This window comes from Tropicimonas marinistellae (assembly GCF_001509585.1).
GTDB lineage: Bacteria > Pseudomonadota > Alphaproteobacteria > Rhodobacterales > Rhodobacteraceae > Tropicimonas > Tropicimonas marinistellae.
On the sequence record NZ_LNCI01000002.1, the window covers coordinates 100,666 to 125,321 of the forward strand.

Sequence of the window (24,656 nt, forward strand, 5' to 3'; positions counted from 1 at the left end):
CTATGCGGCATTCACGCCGGGGGCCATGCGCAGGCGGCAAAAAAGTGGGCGGGCGCCGTCCCCGTTTCGCGCGACCCGCCCGGCCTGCCTATCGGGAAACCAGCAAGTAGCCGCGCGAGCGTCCGTCGTTGTCGCTATCGGGCGTGTTCATCGCGTCGAAGAGCGTGGCGGCCTCGACCCAGACCGGCGGGTACTTGTAGCGCGACACATCCAGGATCAGGAAGCGATCGGTCTCGGCGTCATAGGCAGCCAGCGGCGAAATGTGTCCGCCCTTCTCCTGTCCGATCCCGGCCCGCAGGTAGTTGACCAGAATGAAGCTCTCCTCGTCCTCGATACTGGCAATTGCAGTCTCCCGAAACACGTCGAGCGTGCCGTCCTCGGCGTGATGGGGGGCGGCCGAAACGCCGTGGGCCACGAACATGCCGCCCAACTCGTCGAGCGTCAGCCCGGCGCGCTCGATACGGGCGCGGGGCTTCACCTCCTCGGTCTGGGGGGTGAAGACATTCTCCTGATCGAACAGCCCCAGTCCGAGCGTCATCTGCGACGCGGGGCGCGGGACATCCATCGCGTTCAGCACCATGGCGATCGAGGCAGGTCCGCAGAATGCCGGGTGCACCTGATTGGTGAAGTGAATGCCCAGATCGAAGTAGTCGGCCTGGGCCTCGGACTCCATCAGCAGCGACTGCCCCTCAGTGCTGTTGAGCGCAATGAGGCTCTGAGGCAATGGCAATGTCTCGGAAAAAGCGGGGGTCAGGGGCAGGACGGCGAGGCCGAACAAGCCCGGTATCAGGAATTTCATGAAATCCTCCCGTGAAATGCAGCGTTGATTTGCCGTGTTCGCGTATCAGCGAATGCTACGGGCCGGGGCGGATTCGGGCAATGCGCCCGTTAGAATGCCATGAGTCCCCGGCAATAGGACATCTCGCTCTCGGCGCGCCGGCGTGCCCAGGCGGCTGCACGGGCATCGCGGTAGAATGCGGCGCGGCTCAGAAGAGCGGAATGCGCCTGCCGCGCGGCTGTTCGCTGTGCCAACACGTGCGGACCGGCGTCCTCCGGCATCGCCGCCTCCAGCAGATCGATCATTGCAGCGCGCTCGGTTTCGGTTTCGGAAGCGCGTGGGTCGGCGAGCAACCATTGGTGGTGCATCTCGGCGGAATAGCGCCCTGCACAGGAGGCGAAAGCCTGAACGAGATCAGCGGGATACGTCGCAGCTGCCCGTCCTGCGCCTGCGGTGGAGCAGAGGTGAAGTGCGGCGACAATCGTAAATAATCTGATCACAAAACAATCGTTACACGATTTGTTCCGCTTAAAAATAGGTCACTTTGTGAACAATTGGTGGCGTTGCACATTTGCGTGGGCAACAGGATGCGCCCCGTCCGAACGGATCGGCGGGGCGACAAAGGGCGAGTTGGCCGTCTGGTATCTTGAGAGCGGGTCGTTCGGCGCGGTGGCCGACGGTTAGACGAGCGCCGCGCTCACCGCGCTTTCGGGGAGTTCCTCGTCGAAACAGCGCTGGTAGAACTCTGCAACCGTCTGCCGCTCCAACTCGTCACACTTGTTGAGGAAGGTCAGGCGGAACGCGTAGCCGACGGAATGGAAGATCCGCGTGTTTTCCGCCCAGTTGATGACCGTTCTGGGGGACATCACGGTGCTGAGTTCGCCGTTCATGAAGGCGGTGCGGGTCAGGTCGGCGACCGTCACCATCTGGCTGACGATCTTCCGCCCCTTCTCATTGTTGAAATGCGGCGTCTTGCTGAGCACGATCATCGTCTCCGCGTCGTGGCTGAGGTAGTTCAGCGTCGCCACGAGCGACCAGCGGTCCATCTGCGCCTGGTTGATCTGCTGCACCCCGTGATAGAGGCCTGTGGTGTCGCCCAGGCCAACCGTGTTGGCGGTGGCGAAGAGGCGGAAGCTCGGGTGCGGGGTGATGATCTCATTCTGGTCGAGTAGGGTAAGCTTGCCGTCATGTTCCAGCACCCGCTGGATGACGAACATAACATCGGCGCGGCCGGCGTCGTATTCGTCGAAGACGATGGCCACCGGGTTGCGGAGCGCCCAGGGCAGGATGCCCTCGTGAAACTCGGTCACCTGCTTGCCGTCACGCAGCTTGATTGCGTCCTTGCCGATCAGGTCGATCCGGGAAATATGGCTGTCGAGGTTCACCCGTGCTGCGGGCCAGTTCAATCGTGCCGCCACCTGCTCGATGTGGGTCGATTTGCCGGTGCCGTGATAGCCCTGGATCATCACCCGCCGGTTGTGGCTAAAGCCCGCGAGGATCGCCAGCGTGGTGTCGGGGTCGAACTTGTAGGTGGCGTCTATTTCCGGCACGCGGTCCGTCGCCTCCGCGAAGCCCTTCACCACCATGTCGGTGTCGATGCCGAAGACATCGCGCACCGAGATTTCCTCGGTGGGTTTCGCTTTCGGGTCGACTTGGGTGGCTGCCATGGCGCTGTTCCTCGAAATACCTCACCCGCCCCGCATCGGACGGAGCCGACGCCGGGGATGCACCATATCGGGGCAGGGCGCAAGGGTGGCCTCGGTCACGAGCCCGATGCTGCCGCAGGGTGACGACGGGTACCGCCACATAAGGTGCGGTTGTGGCGCATCGGTGCCCGGTGTCCCGTTCGAAGGTTGCCGACCGCTGGTCCGCCTTCCTGTGCGTTTGCCACGAGGTATGGCGAAGGATTTCTCCATCTGGCATCGGCGGGTAGGCCGACACCGGAAACGGCACGCAAGGATCGGCCACAGGTGCGGATATCGCTGTGGACCAATCGAGACAGTTCGAATGATCCGGCGTGACACAGCATTGACAGGGGTATGCCAACCGCCGAGTCTCCGGTGATGATATCCAGAAGATACAAAACGGTCTTCGTGCATATCCCCAAGACAGGCGGGCAGAGTGTCGAGTGCGTTTTCCTGAAAGCTCACGGGCTTGACTGGGAAAGCCGTGCGCCGCTTCTTCTCAGGCGCAACGCGGACCCCGCGCAGGGTCCGGAGCGGTTGGCGCATCTTTATGCTGACGAATACGCCGAGCGATATCTTTCGCGGGAAGAGTTCGAGAGTTTTTTCAAGTTTGCGATTGTTCGAAATCCCTACGATCGGCTTCTGTCTGAATACAGGTACCGTGGCGCAAAGGTGCCGTTGTGGCTTTTCCTGTTGCGTCCGCTGCGAAACGACTACGCGGACCGTGTTCGGCATCTCATTCCCCAGACACGATACATTTATTCGCGGGACGGTGAGCTGCTTGTGGATGCGGTGATTCGCTTCGAGGACATTGCGGATGAAATGCCGAGGATCTTCCAACGAACCATCGGCGAGGCCCATGCGTTGCCCCACGTGAACAAGTCCCGCAAGTCGAGCGCGAAATTGCGTCTGTCGTGGCTAAGCCGCCTGATCATCCGTTATCGCTATGCCAAGGACTTTCGTTGCCTCGGGTATGATCGGCATGCGTGATCTCCGGCAGCCGTTGTAGGTTTGTTGCCCGACGCGCTAGGCCGACCGTGCTTGCGGGGCGTGCCATTCCATCTTCCAGCGCTCCAGTTCCTGCCCGTTGCGTTGCACGGTCTCGCCGGCGATCACCTCCCAGCCGCGGGGCTCCAGAAACCGGCGGCACAGGTGGCTAGCGAAGGTCGTCATGTGACTGAGGCCGCGCGTGGCGGCCCAGCCGGACATTTCGCCATAAAGGGCAGCGGCAATGCCGGAGCCATGCCAGGGCGGACGTACGAAGAAGAAATCGAGATGGCCTTCTGGCGTGACCGTCAGAAAACCCGCCGCGTCTCCGCTGTCCTCGGCGACCCAGGTGACGCCCGCGGCCAGCCGCGGCGGCATCCAGTCTTCGAGTGTGTCGCTCGGCGCCCAGGCGCGCGCCTGTTCGGGCGTATAGAGCGGCGCCGTGCCATTGCGGACCGCATCGACATAGATTGCGTGGCAGGCGGCAGCATCGGCCGCGCTGCCGAGGCGGATTTGCCAGTTCATGTGATCATTGCCTTCACCTTGAATTCCGGCCTGTCCCAAAGGCGGCCGGCCATGATTTCCGCCAACGTGGCAATGGCGCGGTCCACCTCAGCCTCCCCGACATAGAGGGGCGTGAAGCCGAAGCGCATGATGTCCGGTGCCCGGAAGTCCCCGATCACGCCGCGGGCGATCAGCGCCTGCATCGCCGCGTATCCGTCCTCGAAGTGGAACGAAACCTGCGAGCCCCGGCGGTCCGGATCGCGCGGAGAGGCGAGGCGCAGCTGCGGGCAGGTCGCCTCGACGCCTGCGATGAATCTCTCGGACAGCGCGATGGAACGGGTCCGGACATCGGCGATATCCACCTTCTCCCAAATGTCGAGTGCTGCCTCCAGCGCGGCCAGTTGCAACACCGGCGGGGTGCCGACACGCATCCGGGCGATCTGGTTGGCCGGGCGGTAGGCAAGATCGAAGTCGAAAGGTGCGGCATGCCCCTGCCAACCCTGCAACGCGGTTCCGGCGGCATTGGCATGTGCGGGCGCGACATACACAAAGGCTGGGGCTCCCGGGCCCGCGTTGATATATTTGTAGGTGCACCCGGCGGCAAAGTCGGCCCCCGCTGCCGCAAGGTCGACGGGCAAGGCGCCGAAGGAATGCGCCAGATCCCAGAGGGTTAGAGCGCCGACCTCATGTGCCGCGTCAGTCAATGCGGTCATGTCATGCCGCCTGCCGGTGCGGTAGTCCACCTCGGTCAGCATCAGCACGGCGACCTCTTCGGTGAGCGCTCCGGCCACTTCCTCTGGCGCCACGGTCACGAGTCGCGTGCCGTTGCCCAGCGTCCGTGCGAGCCCTTCCGCCATGTACAGGTCGGAGGGGAAATTGCCGGTGTCGGAGAGGATAACCCGACGCTCCGGGCGCAGCGCGAGCGCGGCCGCAAGCGCCTGATAGATCTTGATCGAGAGAGTATCTCCCACCACCACGTGCCCGGGTTCAGCACCGATCAGCGCGGCGATCCGGTCGCCGAGGGTCTCCGGCATCATGTGCCACCCGGCCGCGGTCCACCCGCCGATCAGCAATTCCTCCCATTCCGGACGCATGACCTGCGCCACGCGCGCCGGCGTTGCTTTCGGAAGTGGCCCGAGCGAATTGCCGTCGAGATAGACGACGCCCTCGGGCAGGTGAAACTGGTCACGGGTCCAGTTGAATTCTGTCATCCTCGGCTCCGGTCTGGTCCCGGCCTCTTGGCATATCGGCGCGTCGGTTGCCAGTACGTGCACGCGCCGAAGGCGCGCCCGGCCCAACGGGAGGAGGTGCATCTGCGATGCGCCGACGACGGGCGGGAGCGCTGGCGGTCCGTTTCGCCGCAGATAGCGGACTCGACTTTAAATTCGTTTGTTGGAATATGTAAGGCGGGAGGAACCGCACATGATCCACAAGACCTGCACGGCACTCGCGGCGTCGCTCATTGCGTTGACCGCACAGGCGAGCGAAGACATCGCCGATCAGTATCCGCAAAGCCCGCTCTATTCCAAACCCGTGGAGGTGATCCCCGGCATCTGGTCGGCCATCGGCGCAACCGCGCCGCCGACCTATGAAAACACCGGTCACAACAACAACCTCAGCTTCATCGTGACCGGTGACGGCGTTGTGGTCGTGAATGCCGGTGCTGCTGCGGTGCTGGCCGAAGCGCTGCATCAGGAGATTCAGGCGGTGACGGATCAGCCCGTGAAGCTGGTGATCAACGAGAACGGGCAGGGGCATGCCATGCTCGGCAATTCCTACTGGGCCGCGCAGGGAGTGCCTATCCTGGCCCATGTGGATGCGGCGCATGAAGTGAAGGAAACCGGCCATCGCATTCTGGAGGGAATGAAAGGATACAACCGCGACAAGGCCGAAGGCACCGAGATTCAGGGGCCGACGATTACCTTCGAGGACAGGTACGATGCATCCATGGGGGACGTGACGATCGAGGTTCTGCATCTCGGACCGGCACATAGTCCGGGCGATATCCAGGTCTGGCTTCCCGAGAAGGGCCTCGTCATTGCCGGAGACATGGCGTTTCACGAACGTATGCTGCCGATCTTCCCGGACACGATCACCCGCGATTGGATCGAGACCTGGGACACCGCGTTCGAGACGCTTGGCGCGACATATGTGATCCCCGGCCACGGCCACCCGACCAACATGGACCAGGTACGCCGCTACACGCGCGATTATCTGGTGTATCTGCGGGAGAAGATCGGAGCGCACCTCGACGAAGGCGGCGATCTGGCCGAGGCCTACTACGTGGACCAGTCGCCCTATGTTGGTCTCGATACGTTCGAGGAACTGGCCACGAAGAATGCCGGTCGTGTCTACGAGGAGATGGAATTCGAGTGACGTCAGGCCGTGCCGGGTCTCCGTTCAGTTGGGTCTGGACTTAGCTAGTGTCTAAGTCTTGAGGGGCGTCTCGTCTCGATCCGTATAGCACGTAGCGCCTGAAGACCGGTGTCAGGACATTGCAGCTGTCGTTGGAATTGTGTCGCACGGAGCTGCGCCGGCTAGAGAACTGAACAGGTCTTCTGGCTTGTTCGCGGTAACATTGCGCGTTTGCGTCAACCGCTGTGTCGACGAAGGCGTCTGTTGCTTGTTAGGTTTTGCCTAACTAGAGCTGTCGCAGGTTCTACTTTCGGAATATCGTTTTGCGAGAGATGGATGAGGCCGTCCGGGGGTATGCCGGCTGGTCTGACTGCCGGCCTTGCGGTGCCCGCGGCTCGACCAAGGATGCAAGGAGAACGCCAGAGACATGCCAGTCGAAACGACGGACACGCTGATCGTGGGGGCGGGCCAGGCAGGGATCGCCATGAGCGCGCATCTGGGCGAGAACGGCGTGCCACACGTCATTCTGGAACGCGGCCGGATCGCCGAACGCTGGCGGTCCCAGCGCTGGGATTCGCTGGTTGCGAACGGCCCGGCCTGGCACGACCGTTTCCCGGGGCTGACCTTTGACGATCTCGCGCCCGATGCCTTCGCATCGAAGGAACGGGTCGCTGACTATTTCGCGGAATATGCCGAGAAAGTCCGCGCGCCGGTGCGCTGCGGCGTCGAGGTAACGCGGGTGGTGCGGAACGCGGGGCGGCCCGGGTTTCTGGCCGAGACCACTCACGGTGCCATCGAGGCCAGCCGGATCGTTGTCGCGACGGGGCCGTTTCAAAAGCCGGTCATCCCGCCGATCGTGCCGGCGCACGCGCCGGTGACACAGATGCACTCGGCAAGCTACCGCAATCCCGATGGCCTGCCGGAGGGGGGCGTACTCGTCGTGGGCGCGGGGTCTTCGGGCGTTCAGATCGCCGATGAGCTTTTGCGCGCCGACCGGCGGGTCTTTCTCTCGGTCGGCCCGCACGACCGGCCGCCGCGAAGCTATCGCGGGCGGGACTTCGTCTGGTGGCTCGGCGTGTTGGGCCTGTGGGACGCCGCAGCGCCTCCGCAAGGTGCCGAACACGTGACGATCTCCGTCAGCGGCGCCCATGGCGGGCACACGATCGATTTTCGCGATCTTGCCGCGCGCGGGATGACCCTGGTCGGACGGACCGAGGGGTACTCGGACGGGGTATTGTCCTTCGCCGGGGACCTGGGGGAAAACATCGCCGTCGGCGATGCCAATTACCTCTCCGTGCTGGACGCGGCCGATGCCTATGTCACTCGCAATGGGCTCGATCTGCCGGAAGAGCCGCACGCACGGCGGATCGGTTCCGATCCCGACTGCATCGCCAATCCGTTGCTGTCCGTGAACCTCGAAGACGCCGGGATCGGCACGATCCTCTGGGCGACGGGGTTCGGACGCGACGACAGCTGGTTGCATGTCGATGCCTTCGACACCGACGGCAAACCACGCCACCAGCGCGGGGTATCCACCGAGCCCGGCGTGTATTTCCTCGGGCTTCCCTGGCAGTCCCGTCGCGGCTCCTCGTTCATCTGGGGCGTGTGGCACGATGCGAAGTTCATCGCCGAACACATCGTGACGCAACGCGGTTACCTGGCTTATTCTCCCGCGGACGCACAGATGCCGGCGGGACGTTGAGGACCGTACCGTATCGGACGCGTGCCCGTTTCGACGCCGGCACCGCAGGACATGAGACCCAAACCACGGAACGACGCATGGCCCATACCCGTATTCGCAAGTTCAACACAGCAGAGACCTACCCCGAGCAGAATCTGGACAACGATCTTTGCCAGGCCGTCGTCACGCAGGGCGGGCGGACGGTTTATCTGCGTGGGCAATGCCCGCAGGAACTGGACGATGCGCGCAATATCGACAGCCACGATCCGGCCGAGCAGACCCACAAGGTCATGCAGAACATCCGCCAGCTGATCGAGGAGGCTGGCGGCTCGATGGAGCATCTGGTGAAGGTCGTGGTCTATATCACCGACGTCCGTCACCGGGAGGCGGTTTACCGGACGATGGGTGAGTACATCAAAGGCGTTCACCCGGTCTCCACGGGGCTCGTGGTGTCTGCTCTGGCGCGTCCCGAGTGGCTGGTGGAGATCGACGCCACGGCGGTGATCCCCGATTGAGAACGCGGCCGGGGGCTGTCTGCCCCCGGACCCCCGAGGATATTTGCCGACAGAAGAAGGGGCCTTGTCCGATGACATTTTCGCTTGTGGCACGATGCGCGCGGACAGGTATGTTCGGGGTCGCGATCTCATCCTCTTCGCCGGCGGTGGCGGCACGGTGCTCCTATGCGCGGGCAGGCGTTGGTGCGGCGGTTTCGCAGAACGTCACCGATCCGGAGCTCGGGCCAATGGCGCTCGATGCGATGGCGGCTGGCGGAAGCGCTGCGCAAGCCATTCGAGAGGTCGCCGAAAGGGGGCGTTTCGTGGAGTATCGGCAGGTTCTGGCGGTGGACCGCGCCGGGCGCACGGCCATTCATTCCGGACCGAACTCGCTTGGGATCTGGACACAGGCGGAGGGTGACAACGTTGCCGCTGCCGGGAATCTTCTTGCGAACGAAGGTGTGCCGCAGAGCCTCGTCAAGGCCTTCTGCGCCGCCGATGGTCATCTCGGGGATCGGTTGATTGCCGCGCTGCGCGCCGGGCTGGCGGCCGGCGGGGAGGCCGGGCCGGTGCATTCGGCAGGTTTGATGCTGGTGGACCGCGTCCCCTGGCCCGTGGCCGATCTGCGATGCGACTGGACGGAGGAATGCCCGATCGAGGCGGTCGCGACTGCCTGGCACGTCTACAAGCCGCAACTCGAAGACTATGTCCAGCGCGCGCTCGATCCGCGCGCGGCGCCGTCCTATGGCGTGCCGGGCGACGAATAGGAAAAAGACGGAGACGCGCATGAGCGACCTTTCTCACACCGACTGGCAGGCCCGTGCGGCTGCCCTGAGTTTCCGCAGCCAGGCGTTTATCGGCGGAACCTTCGTCGACGCAGCCTCTGGCGAGACCTTCGACTGTATCAACCCGGCGACGGGAGAGGTGCTGACGCAGGTCGCAGCCTGCGGCGCGACGGATGTGGACCGCGCGGTTGCCGCGGCGCGGCGGGCTTTCGAGGCCGGACATTGGTCGCGTGCTGCGCCGGGGGAGCGCAAGGCGGTGCTGTTGAAGCTGGCCGATTTGATTCGGGCGAACCTGCAGGAGCTAGCGCTCCTCGACAGTCTCGACATGGGCAAGCTGGTGCAGGATGCCGTGACGGTCGACGCGCCGGGATCGGCGCATTTCTTCCAATGGCATGCCGAGGCCATCGACAAGCTCTATGACGAGGTCGCGCCCAATGGGCCGGGCGACCTGGCACTGGTGCGTCGGGTGCCGGTGGGCGTGGTCGGGGCGGTGACGCCGTGGAATTTCCCGCTCGACATGGCGACGTGGAAGTCGGCGGCGGCACTGGCGGCGGGCAATTCGGTGGTACTGAAGCCGGCGGAGCAGTCGCCGCTCTCCGCCTTGCGGCTTGCGGAACTGGCGGCCGAGGCGGGGGTGCCGGACGGCGTCTTCAACGTCCTGCCCGGTTTCGGCGGGACGGCGGGTAAGGCCCTGGGGCTGCACATGGACGTGGATGCACTGGCTTTCACCGGCTCCACGGCCGTGGGCAAGATGTTCATGGCCTATTCCGGGCAATCCAACCTCAAACAGGTCTGGCCGGAGACGGGCGGCAAGAGTCCCAACCTGGTCTTCGCCGATTGCGAGAATCTCGACGCGGCGGCCGACATGGCGGCGTTCGGCATTTTCTTCAACCAGGGCGAGGTCTGTTCGGCGAATTCGCGGCTCTACGTGGAGCGGTCGATCAAGGACGCCTTCCTGGAGAAAATGATTGCGCGGGCGGAGGCAATGCAGCCCGGCGACCCGCTCGACCCGGCCTCGAAGATGGGCGCCATCGTCGACGCCGCGCAAACCGAACGGATCATGGGTTTCATAGGCGCGGGTCGGAAGACGGCCAACCTTGTGGCGGGCGGCGACCAGGTGACGGTGGCGGGCAGGGGGCTGTTCGTGCAACCGACGATTTTCGATGACGTCTCGCATGACGATCCGCTGGCGCGGGAAGAGATCTTTGGCCCGGTCCTGTCCATCGTGCCTTTCGACACCGAGGCAGAGGCCGTGGAGATGGCCAACGACTCGATCTACGGGCTGGCGGCCTCCGTCTGGACTGACAACCTGAGCCGGGCACTACGGGTTTCCGATGCGCTGCACGTGGGGACGTGTTCGGTCAACACGGTCGATGCGCTCTCCGCCCAGACGCCCTTCGGCGGGATGAAGCAATCCGGGTTCGGCCGTGACCTGTCGTTGCACTCCTTCGACAAATACACGGCACTGAAGACCACCTGGATCAAGTATCGGGCTTGAAGCGCGTGGGGCGCGTCGGCTACCTCCGTCCCATGCCGCTGCGCTTCACACTCCGCCAGTTGGAATACTTCGTCGCCGTCGGCGAGGCGGGCTCGATTGCGCGCGCCGCCGACAAGGTCAACGTTTCGTCTCCGTCCATTTCTGCTGCGATCGGCCAGTTGGAAGAGGAATTCGGCATCCAGCTCTTTGTGCGGAAGCACGCGCACGGGTTATCGCTATCGCAGGCCGGGCGGCAGTTCATGGGGCAGGCCAAGCGTGTTCTGGAGCAGGCGGAAACCCTGAACCGTCTGGCCGGCGACGTGCTCGGCAAGGTGCAGGGGCCGCTCTCCGTGGGCTGCCTGCTGACCTTCGCGCAGATCGTCGTGCCGCGGTTGCGGCGATCGTTCGAGGCGCGATTCCCGGGGGTAACCGTCAGCCAGCACGAGTTGACGCAAGCGCAGATCTTCGACTGGCTGCGGCGCGCGGAGATCGACGTGGCGCTGGCCTACGATCTGGAAATCCCGGCGGAGCTGGAGTTCCTGCCGCTTGCCGAGTTGCCGCCCTATGTGCTGGTTGGCGCGGATCATCCCATTGCGGACCGGCCGGAGGTCTCGATCCTTGAGGTGGCGGAGCATCCGATGATCCTGCTGGATTTGCCCTATTCCTCCGACTACTTCCTGTCGCTCTTCGCGCAGGCCGGGGTGGCACCGCGGATTGCCGAGCGGACCCGCGACATGGCTGTGATGCGTTCGCTCGTGGGCAACGGGTTCGGCTATTCCATCGCCAATATCCGCCCCCTGTCGGACCGCTCGCCGGATGGGCGGGCGTTGCGATGCATCCCGCTGGCGGGCGCCGTGCGGGCGATGAAACTGGGGCTGGTGATGGTGCCGGGCGCGCGCTCTGTCCTGACGATATCGGCCTTTGCCGAACATTGTCGGGAGGTGCTTGGCGCGGGCGAGATCCCTGGGTTGGACGGTCCGGCGCCGCGGCCGGGCGCCTGACCCCCGCCGCGCAACGTCTCAGGAGGTCGGATAGGTGCCGCTCAGGCGGGTTGGGAGGGGTATCCGGCCGCTTCCATGGCCGCCTGCAGATCCTCTTGCGGAAGCGCACTGGTGATCGCGACCGTACGGTCGTCGAGGTTGCAATCAACCGACGAGCCGGTGTCGACCTCCTTGATCGCTTTCTCGATGGCGGCCGTGCAATGGCCGCAGCTCATGTCTGGCACCGTGAATCGGGGCATGGTGATCTCCTGTTTTTCCGCGACCGTGACGGCTTCCTGCGCCGGAAGGTCAAGCAAAAACTGCAGCGGCAGGTCGCGCCCATCGCCGCGGGTGGCGCGGTCGTACGGGAGGGTGGCTCAGTTCGTCTCGACCGGGCGTGAGCGCATGCGGCTGGCGGTTTCCCTTTCGGCGCGCTTGCAGCGCATGGGCGGCAGGCCACGGTCCATCAGGTCCATGTCTTCGAGCACCATGTCGCCCATTTGCTTGAAGGCCACATCGAGCGCTCCCGCTCTGTGCGCGGACCGAATGATACCGCTCAGCTGCCGTACCGGATGGTCGGGCGGCAACGGCTCTTCTGGGAAAACATCGCTGGCGGCGAGGATGTGCCCGCGCGATACCGCGTCGATCAGCGCATCGAAATCCACGACATCGGCGCGCGACAGCAGGATCAAGGCCGCACCCGGACGCATGCGGGCGAATTCTTCGGCGCCAAGGAAGCCACGGTTCTCGGCCGTGACGGCCGCCAGGACGAAAACATGGTCTGATTGTTCGAGAACCGTCTCAAGGCTGGCCGGGGTCACGCCGTGGTCTTGTAGGATCGATGGCGGCAGCCAGGGGTCGAACACCCGTACCGTGGCGCGAAATCCGTGCAGCAGGCGGTTGAGCGCCTTGCCGAGATCGCCGAAGCCGATGATACCGATCTCCGATCCGGTCAGGAGCCGGGCCGTTGCATTGCCGTCGCCGCCCCACTTCTCCGTACCTCTGCGGAAGTCGCTATCCGCGTCAACGATGCCGCGCGCGAGATTGAGCGCCAGCGCCAGCCCCATCTCTGCCACAGGCACGGCAAACACCGCACCGGTGGTCAACACGTGGATCCCACGCCGAAAGACCTCGTCATAGGGCATGTTGTCGATCAGATTCGACTCGACGTTGAGCACGGCCCGCAGGTTCTTCATCTGCGCCAGGGTCTCGGATGAGATCGGCGGCTGCCCAAGCACGAAACGCGCCTCGCGGAGCACGGCGGCGTCAAGCGACGCGACCTTGTCTTCGGTCGTTTCCACGAGGTCGTAGCGGCTGCGAAGTTGCTCCAGTTTTTCAATCGTGAAGATGAGATCCAGCGTGCGCGGCTCAGGCGCGCAAATGACGATGGGCTTCGGCTGTTCGATCATGACGAATCCTCCCGAATGACGGATAAATCGATTTACAGAGTGAGTAAACCGATTTATTTTGCGATTCTAGGCGGAATATTCCGGCCAAGGGGAGGATGTATGCCGCGGGAAGAAAAGCCACGTCGCGCCACGATTCACGATGTCGCGCGCCATGCCGGCGTCTCTGCGGCAACCGTGTCAAAGGTTCTGCGGGGCGTATCCTCGGTGAAGGCGGAGAACGCCGATCGCGTGCATGCGGCGGTGAAGGCGCTTGGGTATAGGATGGATCCGCTCGCTTCGGGTTTGCGCAACGAATACCGCCGGATCATCGGTGCCGTCGTCCCGGATCTCGAAAGTGCGTTCTTTGGCGCGTTGGTCGCTGGGTTGGAAGATGCGGCGGAACGCGCCGGCTACCACATGATCGTTTCATCGAGCCGCGAGAGCGAAGAACGCGAGGCTGATCTTGTAGCGCGAATGAACGACTGGCGTGTCGCCGGAACAATACTGGCGCCCGTGCGTTCGGAGCGCGGGCGCGGCGCGGCTATGCTGCGCGAACTCGACATGACGGCGGTGCTGGTCGACCGGGTTTCGGCCGATGATCGATACGACACCGTGACCGCGGATAATTTCGAGGCCTCCGCGGAGGTTGCCGACTTCCTCCTCGGGCTCGGTCACCGGCATGTGCTCCTGCACGGTGCGACGCAGATTTCCAAGGCCGTGCGCACGCGGCTTGCCGGTTTTTCCAAGCGGGCGAAGGCGCGAGAGCCGGGCGTGCACATCGATACGCTGCTCTCGGATGATGACCTGGAGGTCCAGCGCGAAGCCGTGCGTGAGTATTTCGACGTGGCCCTGGGCGAAAACACGCAGGGCGGGCCGACCGCAGTGTTCTCTCTCTCCCAGCACTCGACGCTTCTCGTGCTGTCGGAACTTGGGCGGCGTGGGTTGCGCGTGCCGCAGGATATTTCGCTCGTCGGCTTTGACGACGGGGAGTGGATGCAGACGACGTGGCCGTCGATTACCGCGGTGGCCCAACCCGTCGCGGTCATGGCCGAACGCGCGCTGGCCGCGCTTCTGGCCCGGATCGAGGGAGAGAATACCGGCTTCCCGGTGCAATGCCTGGAACCGTGCAAAATGCTGGTCCGCCAATCGGCCGGACCGGGAGAGGAGATGTCGCGCCAAAGGAGGGGCGGCAGGTAACAACGGACGGACGTATCAACAGGAGGAGAATACCATGTCCAAGAAGATGTCATTCGGAATGCTCGGTGCAACGGCCGTTGCGGCCCTGCTGGCCGTGACTCCGGCGCAGGCCGACGGTGAATACGCGATTCTCATGAAGACCCTGGCGAACCCCTTCTGGGGCGCAATGGGCGAAGGGGTGGAAGCCGGTGCCACGGAGGCCGGCGTACCCTATTTCGTACAGGCGGTGGAAAGCGATCAGGCGGTGGAGAACCAGCTCAACGTCTGCAACACGATGCTGGAGCGCAACCCTGTTGCTCTGGTCACCGCAGCGATCAACTCCACCAACCTGCTGCCGTGCCTGAAGGCCGCCCAGGAGGCCGGGATCAAGGTCGTCGATCTCGATGGCAATCTCGACCCGGCGATCCTGGAGCAGGAGGGGATCGACATTACCTTTTCCATTGGTTCAGACAATGTGAAGGCCGGCGGGCAAGGTGCTGAATACATGGTGGAAGTTCTGGGAGCCGATGCAACGGGTCCGGTGCTGGTGATCGAAGGCCTTTCGGGTAACGTCACCGGTCAGAAGCGGGCGCAGGGCTTCGCCGACAAGTTGGCCGAACTGGCGCCTGGGCTCGAAATCGTCGCCTCGCTGCCCGGTGACTGGGACCGCGGCAAGGCGGCCACGATCACCAACGACATCCTGACCCGCAATCCCGATCTCAAGGGCATTTTCGCAGCCAATGACGGCATGGCGCTCGGCGCGGTGGAATCCGTCTATGCGGCCGGGAAGGGCGGCGACGTGGTGATCATCGGCGTGGACGGAAACTCGGATGCCGTGAAGTCTATCGGACAAGGACGGCTGACAGCTTCTGTCGCACAGCTGCCCTATCTCGTGGGGAAACAGGCCCTTGAGAACGTGAAGACCGTTGTCGAAGGCGGATCGGTCGAGGGTCACATCACCGTGCCGACACTCGTCCTGACCAAGGAGGTCATGGATGCGGGCACCGAGCCGCTGCTCGAATTCGTGAAGTGACCCGCTTCGGCCCGGCGGGGATCACTCCCGGCCCCGCCGGGCCTCTCGGTACGATCCGAAACGTCGCCGGGGCGTGGTTTGCCTCCAGCGTATCAGCGAGAAATTGAGATGACCTCCACACCTTCACAGGCTGTCGCCGCTCCGAGCCTCTGGAGACGGCTCCAGACCGGCTCTATCGAGCAACTTCATGTGCGGCTCGAGTCGCTGATCGTGCTGATCGTGCTGGCAGGGATCATGGCGATGCTCTCGCCATATTTCCTCTCCGTCAGCAATTTCATGAACATCCTGCTGGCGACCTCCACGATCGGGGTGCTGGCCATTGCGGCGACCTTCGTGATCGGCTCTGGCGGGCTCGACCTGTCTCTGGGCTCGGTCATGGGGTTTTCGGGGGTCGTCGGTGCCTACGTGGGCGTCAACTGGGGCATGCCCATGCCGATTGCCGTTCTGGCCTGTATCGGCGCCGGCGCGCTTGCTGGTTTCGTCAACGGCACAATCGTCACGCGGGCTTTCGTGCCCGCCTTCATCGTGACCCTTGGAATGCTCGGCATCGCGCGCGGGCTGGCGCTGGTCATCTCCGATGGGCGCGTGATCTACGGGCTGCCGCAGGCGATGGTCTATCTGGGGCAGGGGCGCCCGTTGGGCATCCCGATGCCTGTCATCATATTCGTCACGACCGCAGTCATCATGCATTGCGTGCTCGCCTACACGCGCTATGGCCGCCACACGCTGGCGATCGGCGACAGCGAGAACGCCGCACGCACCGCAGGTATCAATATAGAGCACCATCGTCGTACGCTCTACACGCTGTCAGGCGCTCTTGCGGGGCTCGGCGGGCTGCTCTTCACGGCGCGGATCAACGCAGGCGATCCGACCGCGGGTCTTACCTATGAACTGACCGCGATCACGGCGGCGATTATCGGTGGGACGAACCTCTTCGGCGGGCGCGGCTCGATCCTCGGCACAATGGTCGGCGCGTTGATCATGGGCGTTCTGCAGAACGGGCTGAACCTGCTTGCGGTGCAATCCTACTACCAGCAGATGGCCATCGGTGCCGTCCTCATCCTCGCGGTCTTCATCGACCAGTATCAGCTCAGGAAGGAGACCCGCGTATGACCCTCCTCGACGTCAAAGGCATCACCAAGAGCTTCGGCGCGGTTCATGTGCTGCACGGGGTCGATTTCCGGGTGAAAGCGGGCGAGGTCGTGGGCCTCGTGGGCGACAACGGCGCCGGTAAATCGACGCTGATGAAGATCGTGACCGGTATCTACACGGCCGATGCGGGCACGATTGAGCTGGAGGGCAAACCGATCCTCGGATTCGACCCGGGCGAACGTCGCAGCCTTGGGATCGAGATGATTTACCAGGACCTTGCGCTCGCCAAGCAGCAGGACGTGGCGGCCAATATCTTCCTCGGCAGGGAGCCGGTGCGGAAGGTGCTCGGCATGGATTTCGTCGACCGTGCCACGATGAAACGCGAAGCACAGGCGATGATCGACCGGCTGGGTGCCCGCTTGCCCGCGATCTCCCGGCCCGTCGGCTCGTTTTCCGGCGGTCAGCAGCAATCAGTGGCCATTGCGCGGGCGCTCACCTTCAACCCGAAGGTGGTCATCATGGACGAACCCACGGCCGCGCTGGCGGTGCGCGAGGTGCAGGGCGTGCTCGACCTGATCCGCCAGCTCAAATCCGAGGGTATCGGCGTGATCCTGATCTCGCACCGTTTGAACGACGTACTCAGCGTTACCGACAGGATCGTGGTGCTTCGCCAGGGGCGTGCGACCGCGAATCTGACAACTGCCGACACGGACATGGCCGAAGTGGTCTCGGCCATCGTCGGCGGGAATGACATGGCCGAAGCGGCCGAACACGAAGCTAGAGGTTGACCCATGGCGAGACTTGGCCTTCACACCTTCGCCGCTGCGCCGCGGTGGGATGTTGCCGCGATGCGGGCATTGCTGCCGAAGTTCGAAACGCACAAGGTGCGCGTGCTGGAGATCCCCCTTCTCGATCCGGCGGAGATCGACGTTACGGGCACGCGGGCTTTCTGCGAGGAGACCGGGATCGAGCCGGTATGCTCGCTTGGCCTGCCGGACGACATCGACGTGATCTCGGATCCGGAGGTCGGGCTCGCCTTTTTGAAGCCCGCCTTCGAAGTGGCCTCCGGTGTCGGGTCGGCGGCGCTTGCCGGCGTGACCTACGGGACGATCGGAAAGATATCCGGCGCACCGCGTACACAGGCAGAGGTTGACGGAACCTGCCGGTTCATCGAGCGTGCCGCGAAACTGGCGGCCGAGCATGGGCTCCGGATCGGGTTGGAGCCCTGCAACCGTTACGAAACGCATATCATGAACACCGGTGCCGACGGGCGCGCCTATTGCGAGGCGGTTGGAGCCGAGAACGTCTTTATCCACCTCGATACCTATCACATGAACATCGAGGAAACCTCCTATGCCCAGGGATTCCGCGATTGCGGGGAGTTCCTTGGATACGTGCACCTTTCCGAGGCCAACCGTGGCGCTCCCGGCAGCGGAACAATCAACTGGACCGAGGTCTATGAGACTCTTGCAGAGATCGGCTTCGACGGTGTCACCACGCTGGAGAGCATGAACCATGTGCATCCGGCCATCGCGTCGGCCCTTGCCATCTGGCGCCCGGTGGCGCTCAATCCCGATGATGTGATCGATGTCGGTTTGCCGTTCCTGCACCGTGCGGCGGAGGCAGCCGGCTACCGGTACGAATGAGGGACGTTGAAACGGATGAACACGGACATTGGCGCCACGATCGCCCGCCAAGCGGCTATGGTCGCCGAACGGATCGGTGGCCTGCCGAAAACCGACGCTAGGCAGCTTTGCGCCATCGCTGGGCCACCGGGCTCCGGTAAATCGACCCTGGCGGAGGCTGTTGTGGAAGCCCTTGTTGCGCAGGGACTCGCCGCGGTTCTTATGCCAATGGACGGTTTTCACCTCGACAATCGGCTGTTGGAGCCGCGTGGTCTGCTGCCCCGCAAGGGGGCGCCGGAAACCTTCGATTTCGGCGGATTCGCCAGCACTCTGCGAAGGATCCGTACCGAGGCGTCGGTGATTTTGCCGGTCTTCGACCGCACGCGGGAGATTGCCATCGCTGGCGCAGAAGAGATCCGCCCGGAAACCCGGATCGTCGTTGTCGAGGGCAACTACCTCTGCCTTGACGAAGCTCCGTGGCGCGACTTGATGACGTTTTGGGATTTCTCGGCATTTCTGGATGTGCCTGTCGACGAGCTGGAACGCCGCCTTCTGGACCGTTGGCTCGGCTTCGGATTTGCCTCCGATGTTGCGCGGGAGAAAGCGCTCGGAAACGATATCCCGAACGCCAGACGTGTGGCCGCCGCCCGCATGCCCGTGGATTTGGTGATTCCGCACTGACGGCCGACCGATTTGCCACGCAAGATCGGCGCGCGGAGCGTTGCGCCGGCACGTTCACCTGTTTTCGCTCCCGCCGTCGCGCGGCTTGGGTGACCCAAACGCGCCAGTGCTAGCAAATTTCGTGTTGTTGTTCGTGCTTTTTGCTAGATACAGTGTAGATGCCGTAATCTAGGATACAGTCGAATATCCGGGTCTACATTGGGGGCGGGCTTATGGAAGTATGGAAGCCGTGCGTGTCAGCATCGGTTGTTTTTTCGTCGTTGTTCTTCGGAGACGCGGTCCGCGCGCAAAACGATGCCGCCCGTGCCTACCAACTTGCGGCTCAACAGGGGGCTTGTGCCGGACGCGGTATCGAGAGCGCGTTCTTCAACACGTCAGGGCAGATCCAGGTCGCATGCAGGGGCATGGCCGCGCAAAAATCGCTGAGACAAAGCGTCGTTCCGCCAACGGCTTTTGCCATGTTCGGTTTGCTTGCCGGACAGAAGGGAGATTCGGTGAGCGCGACCGGGTCGACTGCCGGAACCCAGTGAGTTCCTGGGTCAATCGCCTATTCCACGTAGTGATCGTGCATCCGCAACTCGCGATCCTTCGACTTGAGGCGGTAGGAGGATGGGCTCGCCCCGATGTAGCGCTTGAACATGCGCGAGAAATAGTACGGGTCCCGGTAGCCCAACTCGTCCGCGACGTCCTTTACCGACCGGCCGAATGACAGGTAATGGACGGCGCGCTCCATCTTCTTCAGTTCGGCGAATTTCGGCGGCGTGTATCCGATACGGTCACGAAAGGCGCGGCGGAAGTACTCCGCATTGTAGGGAACCTTCGCAAGGGCAGCCTCGACAACGCCGGCGTCCAGCGGCTCTGCCGAGATCCGGGCCGCCACCAGCATGATATGCAGTGACAGTGCATCGCGGTTTTCCACCGCCGCCATGGCGCTTTGCCGCCAACCAAGAAACGCGTCCTCAATGAAGGCCGTCAGGACAACCATGAATGCGTGGTGTTGCGCCAATGTTGTTGAGGTGAGCGGCGCGGCGTCGTGATAGTGCTGTACAAGGGGCTTAAGGTAGGGCCAGCCACTCAATCGAACGGATGGGCGCAATTCCATTTGTGAAATGAAGTCCACGTTGCCAAAAAGTTCGAGAGTGAAATGCTGCGCGATGCCGGTGTATCGCTGATCCGACGTTCTGTGGCCCCGGAACCTGCACTGGGCCGGGATGAGCATCGCATCTCCCTCCGTAAGGTGAACAGCCGTGCCGTCGACGACGTATTCTGCGCCGCCGGTCAGGCAAACGACCATGTCATGCACTTGATTCGATTTGTCGACCCGCCATGATTTTCCGTGGTGCATCTTGATCGTGGATCGCGTCAGGTGCACCGAAAGCGCCTCGGGCGGAATGCCGGTCAAAACGGTATGTTCGGTTTCGTCCATCTTTTTGTGCGGCTCCCTTCATTTAATCTGCGAATTTCCCGTGCATACTGGCATATTAGTTGAACAGGAACAAAGTGCCTCGAGTCACGGGGTGAAATTCGGGGGGAGATTGCGCGGGTCGCGCGGCTACGCTGCAAAGCAGTAGGATCGCGGGGTCATCGCTTCGGAAACATGCACGATTCCGGATTTCCGCAATGTGGGAGAGGTCTTAGGGGCGCGACAGAGGCCGTCATCGCCTATGTCGGGGGCGGCTCGCTGAACTGGGCGCCGACCCTGATGGGCGATTTGGCGGCGCACGGCGGCGTGAGCGGCGAAGTGCGGCTGTTCGATATCGACCGAGAGTCGGCCGAACGCAACGCAGGCCTCGGGAATCGGTACGCCAAGGAAACCGGCTGCAGGATCCGCTATGCCGCCGAACCCGATCTGACGCGCGCCTTGAGCGGCGCGGATGTCGTCGTCATCTCCATTCTTCCCGGTTCCTTCGAGGCAATGGCATCCGATCTTTCGATTCCGGCCGCCCACGGCATCGCCCAGTCGGTCGGGGACACGGTCGGCCCGGGCGGATTCATGCGGGCATTGCGCGCAATCCCGATGATGGCCGTGATCGGGCGCGCCATTGCCGCCCATGCACCACGCGCCTTCGTGTGCAACCTGACAAACCCCATGTCGGTTCTGACCGGCACTCTCCACGCGGTTGCACCGGAGGTTCGCTCCTGGGGCGAATGCCACGAAGTGACCAAGCTCCGCCAGATTGCGGCCCGGATCGGTAACCAGCGCCGCCCCGGCGAAGGGTATACCCACCGCGACGTGCAGACGAATGTACTGGGGATCAATCATTTCACCTTCGTCGATGCGATCAGCCTCGACGGAATGGACCTGATGGATGACTACCTGGCCTTCGCCGACGCGCACAGCGCAGATGGCTGGAGAGAAACGCCCAGCGACCCCGACAACGAGTGGCAGTCGTATTTTGAAGACGTCAACCGGGTGAAATTCGACCTCACGTCGCGATATGGGATCGCCGCCGCCGCAGGAGACCGGCATCTGGCAGAGTTTCTACCGCAGTCGGATTACCTCGCCGCTGCTCAGAACTGGGGCTTCGGCCTTACGCCCGTCGAGTTCCGGATGCGCGACCGAGATGCACGGGCGGAACTGCTGGAAGGGTGGTCGCACGGCGACGGGGCGCTCCCGCCGGTCGAACGCTCCGCCGAGGCCTTCCTCGATCAGATCGTCGCGTTGCTCACCGGCGAAGTACACATCAGCAATGCCAACCTGCCCAATCGCGGCCAGGTGGCCGGGCTGCCGGCTGGCGCTGTCGTAGAGACGAATGCCGTCTTCTCCGGCCTCGGCGTTCAGCCGATCCAGGCTGGGCGGCTACCCGCCGGGCTGGAAGCAATCGTTGCCGATCACGCCGAGCGCCAGAGCGCGTTGGTCCGGGCCGTGTTGGCCGGCGATCGCGACGCCCTGTTCCCGCTCTTTGCGTCGGACCCCGCGCTGTGGGGGCTCGGCGAGGATCAACGATACAAGATGTACACCGACATGCTGGCGGCCACCGCCGCATGGCTCCCTGAAACACTGACCCCGGAGGCCGCCTGATATGGGAGGAGAAAGCCGATACATGGGTCTGGCCTATGTGATGCCCTACGTGGTGGGGCTTCTCATCTTCACGGCCTTCCCATTTCTCTATTCCTTCTACCTGAGCTTCACCGACTACAGCCTGATGTCCGCCCCCACCTGGGTGGGCCTCGACAATTACGAGAAGCTCTTCACCCGTGACCGGACGTTCGACAAGTCGCTCAAGGTTACGTTGATCTATGTCTTCTCCACGGTGCCCCTGAAGCTCGCCTTCGCGCTCTTCATCGCGGTGATCCTCAACTACCGGTTGAAGATGATCAATTTCTTCCGCACCGCGTATTACGTGCCCTCGATCCTTGGCGGGTCCATCGCCATCGCAGTGCTGTGGCGCTACATCTTCGCTGACACCGGTCTGGTGAACATGTTCATCGGCGTGTTCGGGCTGGAGCCGGTCAACTGGTTCGGCGACCCGACCAACGCGCTTTTCACAATCACACTGCTGCGCTGCTGGCAGTTCGGATCGGCGATGGTGATCTTCCTCGCCGCGCTTCAGAGCATAGACAAGTCGCTCTACGAGGCGGCCTGGATCGATGGCGCGAACCAGTGGCAGACCTTCCGCAACATTACCCTGCCGCTGATCACGCCGGTCATCTTCTTCAACATGATCATGCAGACCGTGCAGGCGTTCCAGGAGTTCAACGGCCCCTACATCATCACCGAGGGCGGGCCACTGAAATCCACCTATTTGCTGCCGCTCTACATCTACGAAAAGGCCTTCAAAAACTTCGACATGGGCTACGCCTCGGCCATCGCCTGGGTGCTCTTCACCATCATCATGGTGCTGACTTTGATTGCCTTCTGGTCGTCGAAGAAGTGGGTCTACTACGCCGGCGACAAGAGGAGCTGAGAGATGACTGTCACAACTCCCGACATCGCAGACGAACTCGCCCTAACAGAACACCAGGTCCGGCTGCGCCGGCGTGCCAGGATCAACGCCGCGATCCGCTACACGATCCTTGCCGCCGTGGGACTGATGATGCTCTACCCGCTGATCTGGCTGATCGGAGCATCCTTCAAGACCAACAGCGAGATCTTCTCCAACCCGGGTTTCATCCCGCGCGAGCCGACGCTCGACGGCTATATCGAAGGTTGGAAGACCTCCACGCCCTACACTTTCGCTCGGTTCTTCTGGAACACCTTCCAGATCGTGATCCCGAAGGTGCTGTTCACGGCGATCTCTGCGACGATGGTGGCCTATGGCTTTGCCCGCTTCGAGTTCCCGGGCAAGAAGATCTTCTTTGCCACGCTGATCGCCACGCTGCTGCTGCCCAACGTGGTGACGCGCATCCCGCAGTACCTGCTTTTCCGCGACATCGGGTGGCTCGACAGTTTCCTGCCGCTCTGGGTGCCTTCGGCGCTGGCGGGCGACGCGTTCTTCGTCTTCATGCTGGTCCAGTTCCTGCGCGCCATCCCGCGCGACATGGAGGAGGCCGCCCGCGTGGACGGCGCGAACAGCCTGCAAACGCTGATCTTCATCGTGGTGCCACTTCTGAAACCGGCGATCATCTCGGTGTGTCTGTTCCAGTTCATGTGGACGATGAACGACTTCCTCGGGCCGCTGATCTACATCTCGTCGGTCGACAAGTTCCCGATTTCACTTGCGCTGAAACTGTCGATCGACACCACCGAAGCGTTCGAATGGAACCGCATCCTGGCGATGTCTGTCTTGGCGATCACGCCGGCGCTCATCGTGTTCTTCATGGCCCAGAAACACTTCATCGAGGGCATCTCTGCAGGGGGAGTCAAAGGCTGATGGCTGGCTTGCAACTCAGAAACGTCGAAAAGACCTACGCCAACGCCTTCAAGGCCGTGCATGGGATCAATCTTGAGATCGAGGACGGCGAGTTCATGGTGCTGGTGGGCCCGTCGGGCTGCGCCAAATCCACCACGTTGCGCATGATTGCCGGGTTGGAGACGATCACCGGCGGCGAGGTGAAGATCGGCGACACCGTGGTCAACGACCTGGCGCCGGGTAAGCGCGGCATCGCCATGGTGTTCCAGAATTACGCGCTCTACCCGCACATGAAGGTGGCCAACAACCTTGGCTTCGGCCTGCGGCTGAAGCGGCGTCCGAAGGAGGAGATCGCGAAGGCGACCGAGGAGGTCTCCCACACGCTTGAGATCGAGGAGCTTCTCGACCGGCTGCCCAAGCAGCTTTCGGGCGGGCAGGCGCAGCGCGTTGCCGTGGGCCGCGCGCTCATCAAGTCGCCGGAGGTGTTCCTCTTCGACGAGCCGCTATCGAACCTCGATGCGAAACTGCGCGCCTCCATGCGGGTGCGGATCACCGACTTGCACAAGCGCCTGAAGGCCGAAGGCCGCCCAGCGACCGTGGTTTATGTGACCCACGACCAGGTGGAAGCGATGACCATGGGGGACCGGATCTGCGTGATGAAGGACGGACACATCATGCAGGTGGCCGATCCGGTGACGCTCTACGAAAAGCCTGCCAACGCCTTTGTCGGCGGCTTCATCGGCATGCCGGAGATGAACCTCGTTGATGCCACGCTGTCGCTTGAAGATGGCGGCAAGATCCGGCTTGGCGACCAGATACTTGACGTCGAACCGGCGCTGGCCGAAAGGCTGACGCATCCCGGTGGGGCAATCACCCTCGGTATTCGTCCGCAGCACCTCGAACTGGTTCCCACCGGAACGCCCGGTGCGCTCAAGGGCACGGTGCGGATCGTCGAGTTCATGGGTCACGAAGTGAACCTGCACGCCGATATCGAGGGGCATTCCTTCATCTCGGTCGTGCCGTCGGAGCAATTCGACCGGAGCTTGAAGAACGGCGATACGGTGGCCTTCCATCCGCTCGCCCGTCACATCCACGTCTTCGATCGCGGCAGCGGGCAAAATGCCTCGCTTGGCGCGTGAAGT

At 63.1% G+C, this 24,656-nt stretch carries 25 protein-coding genes; 17 read left to right on the top strand and 8 right to left on the bottom strand.

The window, feature by feature from the left end:
- Positions 1–88: 88 nt before the first annotated feature.
- From ARC39_RS03920 to cobS, 3 genes are all read right to left on the bottom strand, one after another.
- The gene (locus ARC39_RS03920; protein ID WP_068110422.1) at positions 89–799 is read right to left on the bottom strand and encodes a phytochelatin synthase family protein; all 711 of its coding nucleotides are present in this window, start codon (positions 797–799) and stop codon (positions 89–91) included.
- Between the two features lie 89 nt (positions 800–888).
- Positions 889–1,278, bottom strand: coding sequence for a hypothetical protein (locus ARC39_RS03925; protein WP_149866303.1), 390 nt, complete (start codon positions 1,276–1,278; stop codon positions 889–891).
- A 180-nt stretch (positions 1,279–1,458) separates the two neighbouring features.
- Complete coding sequence (cobS, locus tag ARC39_RS03930) at positions 1,459–2,445, bottom strand: cobaltochelatase subunit CobS (RefSeq protein ID WP_068110429.1); 987 nt, start codon at positions 2,443–2,445, stop codon at positions 1,459–1,461.
- Between the two features lie 396 nt (positions 2,446–2,841).
- Here cobS and ARC39_RS03935 point away from each other — a divergent pair, with 396 nt between their 5' ends.
- On the top strand, positions 2,842–3,453 hold the full coding sequence (locus tag ARC39_RS03935) for a sulfotransferase family 2 domain-containing protein (protein ID WP_161470928.1): 612 nt from the start codon (positions 2,842–2,844) through the stop codon (positions 3,451–3,453).
- A gap of 36 nt (positions 3,454–3,489) precedes the next feature.
- On the opposite strand, the gene ARC39_RS03940 is transcribed toward ARC39_RS03935, so the two are convergent.
- Both ARC39_RS03940 and kynU read right to left on the bottom strand, forming a co-directional pair.
- Positions 3,490–3,975, bottom strand: coding sequence for a GNAT family N-acetyltransferase (locus tag ARC39_RS03940; protein ID WP_068110435.1), 486 nt, complete (start codon positions 3,973–3,975; stop codon positions 3,490–3,492).
- Positions 3,972–5,165 (bottom strand): kynureninase, encoded by a 1,194-nt coding sequence (gene kynU / locus ARC39_RS03945; protein WP_068110438.1) that lies wholly within the window; start codon positions 5,163–5,165, stop codon positions 3,972–3,974. Before kynU ends, ARC39_RS03940 begins: the two co-directional genes overlap by 4 nt.
- A 211-nt stretch (positions 5,166–5,376) precedes the next feature.
- Between kynU and ARC39_RS03950 the strand changes: the two genes are divergently transcribed.
- The 6 genes from ARC39_RS03950 (at position 5,377) to ARC39_RS03975 (ending at position 11,747) form a co-directional block, all read left to right on the top strand.
- Entirely contained in the window at positions 5,377–6,330 is a 954-nt protein-coding gene (locus ARC39_RS03950; RefSeq protein ID WP_068110441.1) for an MBL fold metallo-hydrolase, read from the top strand.
- A 406-nt stretch (positions 6,331–6,736) separates the two neighbouring features.
- Positions 6,737–8,011, top strand: a complete 1,275-nt coding sequence (locus ARC39_RS03955) for a flavin-containing monooxygenase (protein ID WP_068110444.1) — start codon at positions 6,737–6,739, stop codon at positions 8,009–8,011.
- Between the two features lie 77 nt (positions 8,012–8,088).
- The gene (locus tag ARC39_RS03960) at positions 8,089–8,505 is read left to right on the top strand and encodes a RidA family protein (RefSeq protein WP_068110448.1); all 417 of its coding nucleotides are present in this window, start codon (positions 8,089–8,091) and stop codon (positions 8,503–8,505) included.
- A gap of 71 nt (positions 8,506–8,576) precedes the next feature.
- Complete coding sequence (locus ARC39_RS03965) at positions 8,577–9,251, top strand: DUF1028 domain-containing protein (RefSeq protein WP_068110450.1); 675 nt, start codon at positions 8,577–8,579, stop codon at positions 9,249–9,251.
- A gap of 19 nt (positions 9,252–9,270) precedes the next feature.
- Entirely contained in the window at positions 9,271–10,767 is a 1,497-nt protein-coding gene (locus tag ARC39_RS03970) for an aldehyde dehydrogenase (RefSeq protein WP_068110453.1), read from the top strand.
- A gap of 32 nt (positions 10,768–10,799) precedes the next feature.
- A complete protein-coding gene (locus ARC39_RS03975; RefSeq protein ID WP_068110457.1) occupies positions 10,800–11,747 on the top strand; it encodes a LysR family transcriptional regulator in 948 nt (315 codons plus the stop codon).
- Positions 11,748–11,788: 41 nt separating this feature from the next.
- Here the strand turns inward: ARC39_RS03975 and ARC39_RS03980 are convergent, their stop codons facing one another.
- Together ARC39_RS03980 and ARC39_RS03985 are read right to left on the bottom strand one after the other, a co-directional pair.
- Positions 11,789–11,986 (bottom strand): heavy-metal-associated domain-containing protein, encoded by a 198-nt coding sequence (locus ARC39_RS03980; RefSeq protein ID WP_068111602.1) that lies wholly within the window; start codon positions 11,984–11,986, stop codon positions 11,789–11,791.
- 117 nt (positions 11,987–12,103) lie between these two features.
- Complete coding sequence (locus ARC39_RS03985) at positions 12,104–13,135, bottom strand: hydroxyacid dehydrogenase (RefSeq protein WP_068110461.1); 1,032 nt, start codon at positions 13,133–13,135, stop codon at positions 12,104–12,106.
- 99 nt (positions 13,136–13,234) lie between these two features.
- Here ARC39_RS03985 and ARC39_RS03990 point away from each other — a divergent pair, with 99 nt between their 5' ends.
- From ARC39_RS03990 to ARC39_RS04015, 6 genes are all read left to right on the top strand, one after another.
- Positions 13,235–14,311, top strand: a complete 1,077-nt coding sequence (locus ARC39_RS03990; protein WP_068110465.1) for a LacI family DNA-binding transcriptional regulator — start codon at positions 13,235–13,237, stop codon at positions 14,309–14,311.
- Between the two features lie 34 nt (positions 14,312–14,345).
- Positions 14,346–15,323 (top strand): sugar ABC transporter substrate-binding protein, encoded by a 978-nt coding sequence (locus ARC39_RS03995; protein ID WP_068110468.1) that lies wholly within the window; start codon positions 14,346–14,348, stop codon positions 15,321–15,323.
- A gap of 108 nt (positions 15,324–15,431) precedes the next feature.
- Positions 15,432–16,436, top strand: a complete 1,005-nt coding sequence (locus ARC39_RS04000; protein ID WP_068110471.1) for an ABC transporter permease — start codon at positions 15,432–15,434, stop codon at positions 16,434–16,436.
- Positions 16,433–17,203: an ATP-binding cassette domain-containing protein gene (locus tag ARC39_RS04005; RefSeq protein ID WP_068110474.1), complete on the top strand. Its 771-nt coding sequence runs from the start codon at positions 16,433–16,435 to the stop codon at positions 17,201–17,203. Before ARC39_RS04000 ends, ARC39_RS04005 begins: the two co-directional genes overlap by 4 nt.
- Before the next feature lie 3 nt (positions 17,204–17,206).
- A complete protein-coding gene (locus ARC39_RS04010) occupies positions 17,207–18,061 on the top strand; it encodes a sugar phosphate isomerase/epimerase family protein (RefSeq protein WP_068110476.1) in 855 nt (284 codons plus the stop codon).
- 15 nt (positions 18,062–18,076) lie between these two features.
- Positions 18,077–18,721, top strand: coding sequence for a nucleoside triphosphate hydrolase (locus tag ARC39_RS04015; protein ID WP_149866304.1), 645 nt, complete (start codon positions 18,077–18,079; stop codon positions 18,719–18,721).
- A gap of 547 nt (positions 18,722–19,268) precedes the next feature.
- On the opposite strand, the gene ARC39_RS04025 is transcribed toward ARC39_RS04015, so the two are convergent.
- The gene (locus ARC39_RS04025) at positions 19,269–20,147 is read right to left on the bottom strand and encodes an AraC family transcriptional regulator (RefSeq protein WP_068110482.1); all 879 of its coding nucleotides are present in this window, start codon (positions 20,145–20,147) and stop codon (positions 19,269–19,271) included.
- Between the two features lie 171 nt (positions 20,148–20,318).
- Here ARC39_RS04025 and ARC39_RS04030 point away from each other — a divergent pair, with 171 nt between their 5' ends.
- Genes ARC39_RS04030 through ARC39_RS04045 form a run of 4 tightly spaced genes read left to right on the top strand, consistent with a single transcriptional unit; the run spans position 20,319 to position 24,653 of the window.
- Positions 20,319–21,743: a family 4 glycosyl hydrolase gene (locus ARC39_RS04030; protein WP_068110485.1), complete on the top strand. Its 1,425-nt coding sequence runs from the start codon at positions 20,319–20,321 to the stop codon at positions 21,741–21,743.
- Position 21,744: 1 nt separating this feature from the next.
- On the top strand, positions 21,745–22,629 hold the full coding sequence (locus tag ARC39_RS04035; RefSeq protein WP_068110488.1) for a carbohydrate ABC transporter permease: 885 nt from the start codon (positions 21,745–21,747) through the stop codon (positions 22,627–22,629).
- A 3-nt stretch (positions 22,630–22,632) separates the two neighbouring features.
- The gene (locus ARC39_RS04040) at positions 22,633–23,535 is read left to right on the top strand and encodes a carbohydrate ABC transporter permease (RefSeq protein ID WP_078059059.1); all 903 of its coding nucleotides are present in this window, start codon (positions 22,633–22,635) and stop codon (positions 23,533–23,535) included.
- Positions 23,535–24,653: an ABC transporter ATP-binding protein gene (locus ARC39_RS04045; RefSeq protein WP_068110491.1), complete on the top strand. Its 1,119-nt coding sequence runs from the start codon at positions 23,535–23,537 to the stop codon at positions 24,651–24,653. The genes ARC39_RS04040 and ARC39_RS04045 overlap by 1 nt, the downstream gene beginning before the upstream one ends.
- Positions 24,654–24,656 lie beyond the last annotated feature (3 nt).

Excerpts from the sequence above, each read along its gene's own strand:
- ARC39_RS03920 (WP_068110422.1), bottom strand. The coding sequence starts at position 799 with ATGAAATTCCTGATACCGGGCTTGTTCGGCCTCGCCGTCCTGCCCCTG.
- cobS (WP_068110429.1), bottom strand. The coding sequence starts at position 2,445 with ATGGCAGCCACCCAAGTCGACCCGAAAGCGAAACCCACCGAGGAAATC.
- ARC39_RS03935 (WP_161470928.1), top strand. The coding sequence starts at position 2,842 with ATGATATCCAGAAGATACAAAACGGTCTTCGTGCATATCCCCAAGACA.
- ARC39_RS03940 (WP_068110435.1), bottom strand. The coding sequence starts at position 3,975 with ATGAACTGGCAAATCCGCCTCGGCAGCGCGGCCGATGCTGCCGCCTGC.
- kynU (WP_068110438.1), bottom strand. The coding sequence starts at position 5,165 with ATGACAGAATTCAACTGGACCCGTGACCAGTTTCACCTGCCCGAGGGC.
- ARC39_RS03950 (WP_068110441.1), top strand. The coding sequence starts at position 5,377 with ATGATCCACAAGACCTGCACGGCACTCGCGGCGTCGCTCATTGCGTTG.
- ARC39_RS03955 (WP_068110444.1), top strand. The coding sequence starts at position 6,737 with ATGCCAGTCGAAACGACGGACACGCTGATCGTGGGGGCGGGCCAGGCA.
- ARC39_RS03960 (WP_068110448.1), top strand. The coding sequence starts at position 8,089 with ATGGCCCATACCCGTATTCGCAAGTTCAACACAGCAGAGACCTACCCC.
- ARC39_RS03965 (WP_068110450.1), top strand. The coding sequence starts at position 8,577 with ATGACATTTTCGCTTGTGGCACGATGCGCGCGGACAGGTATGTTCGGG.
- ARC39_RS03970 (WP_068110453.1), top strand. The coding sequence starts at position 9,271 with ATGAGCGACCTTTCTCACACCGACTGGCAGGCCCGTGCGGCTGCCCTG.
- ARC39_RS03975 (WP_068110457.1), top strand. The coding sequence starts at position 10,800 with ATGCCGCTGCGCTTCACACTCCGCCAGTTGGAATACTTCGTCGCCGTC.
- ARC39_RS03980 (WP_068111602.1), bottom strand. The coding sequence starts at position 11,986 with ATGCCCCGATTCACGGTGCCAGACATGAGCTGCGGCCATTGCACGGCC.
- ARC39_RS03985 (WP_068110461.1), bottom strand. The coding sequence starts at position 13,135 with ATGATCGAACAGCCGAAGCCCATCGTCATTTGCGCGCCTGAGCCGCGC.
- ARC39_RS03990 (WP_068110465.1), top strand. The coding sequence starts at position 13,235 with ATGCCGCGGGAAGAAAAGCCACGTCGCGCCACGATTCACGATGTCGCG.
- ARC39_RS03995 (WP_068110468.1), top strand. The coding sequence starts at position 14,346 with ATGTCCAAGAAGATGTCATTCGGAATGCTCGGTGCAACGGCCGTTGCG.
- ARC39_RS04000 (WP_068110471.1), top strand. The coding sequence starts at position 15,432 with ATGACCTCCACACCTTCACAGGCTGTCGCCGCTCCGAGCCTCTGGAGA.
- ARC39_RS04005 (WP_068110474.1), top strand. The coding sequence starts at position 16,433 with ATGACCCTCCTCGACGTCAAAGGCATCACCAAGAGCTTCGGCGCGGTT.
- ARC39_RS04010 (WP_068110476.1), top strand. The coding sequence starts at position 17,207 with ATGGCGAGACTTGGCCTTCACACCTTCGCCGCTGCGCCGCGGTGGGAT.
- ARC39_RS04015 (WP_149866304.1), top strand. The coding sequence starts at position 18,077 with ATGAACACGGACATTGGCGCCACGATCGCCCGCCAAGCGGCTATGGTC.
- ARC39_RS04025 (WP_068110482.1), bottom strand. The coding sequence starts at position 20,147 with ATGGACGAAACCGAACATACCGTTTTGACCGGCATTCCGCCCGAGGCG.
- ARC39_RS04030 (WP_068110485.1), top strand. The coding sequence starts at position 20,319 with ATGCACGATTCCGGATTTCCGCAATGTGGGAGAGGTCTTAGGGGCGCG.
- ARC39_RS04035 (WP_068110488.1), top strand. The coding sequence starts at position 21,745 with ATGGGAGGAGAAAGCCGATACATGGGTCTGGCCTATGTGATGCCCTAC.
- ARC39_RS04040 (WP_078059059.1), top strand. The coding sequence starts at position 22,633 with ATGACTGTCACAACTCCCGACATCGCAGACGAACTCGCCCTAACAGAA.
- ARC39_RS04045 (WP_068110491.1), top strand. The coding sequence starts at position 23,535 with ATGGCTGGCTTGCAACTCAGAAACGTCGAAAAGACCTACGCCAACGCC.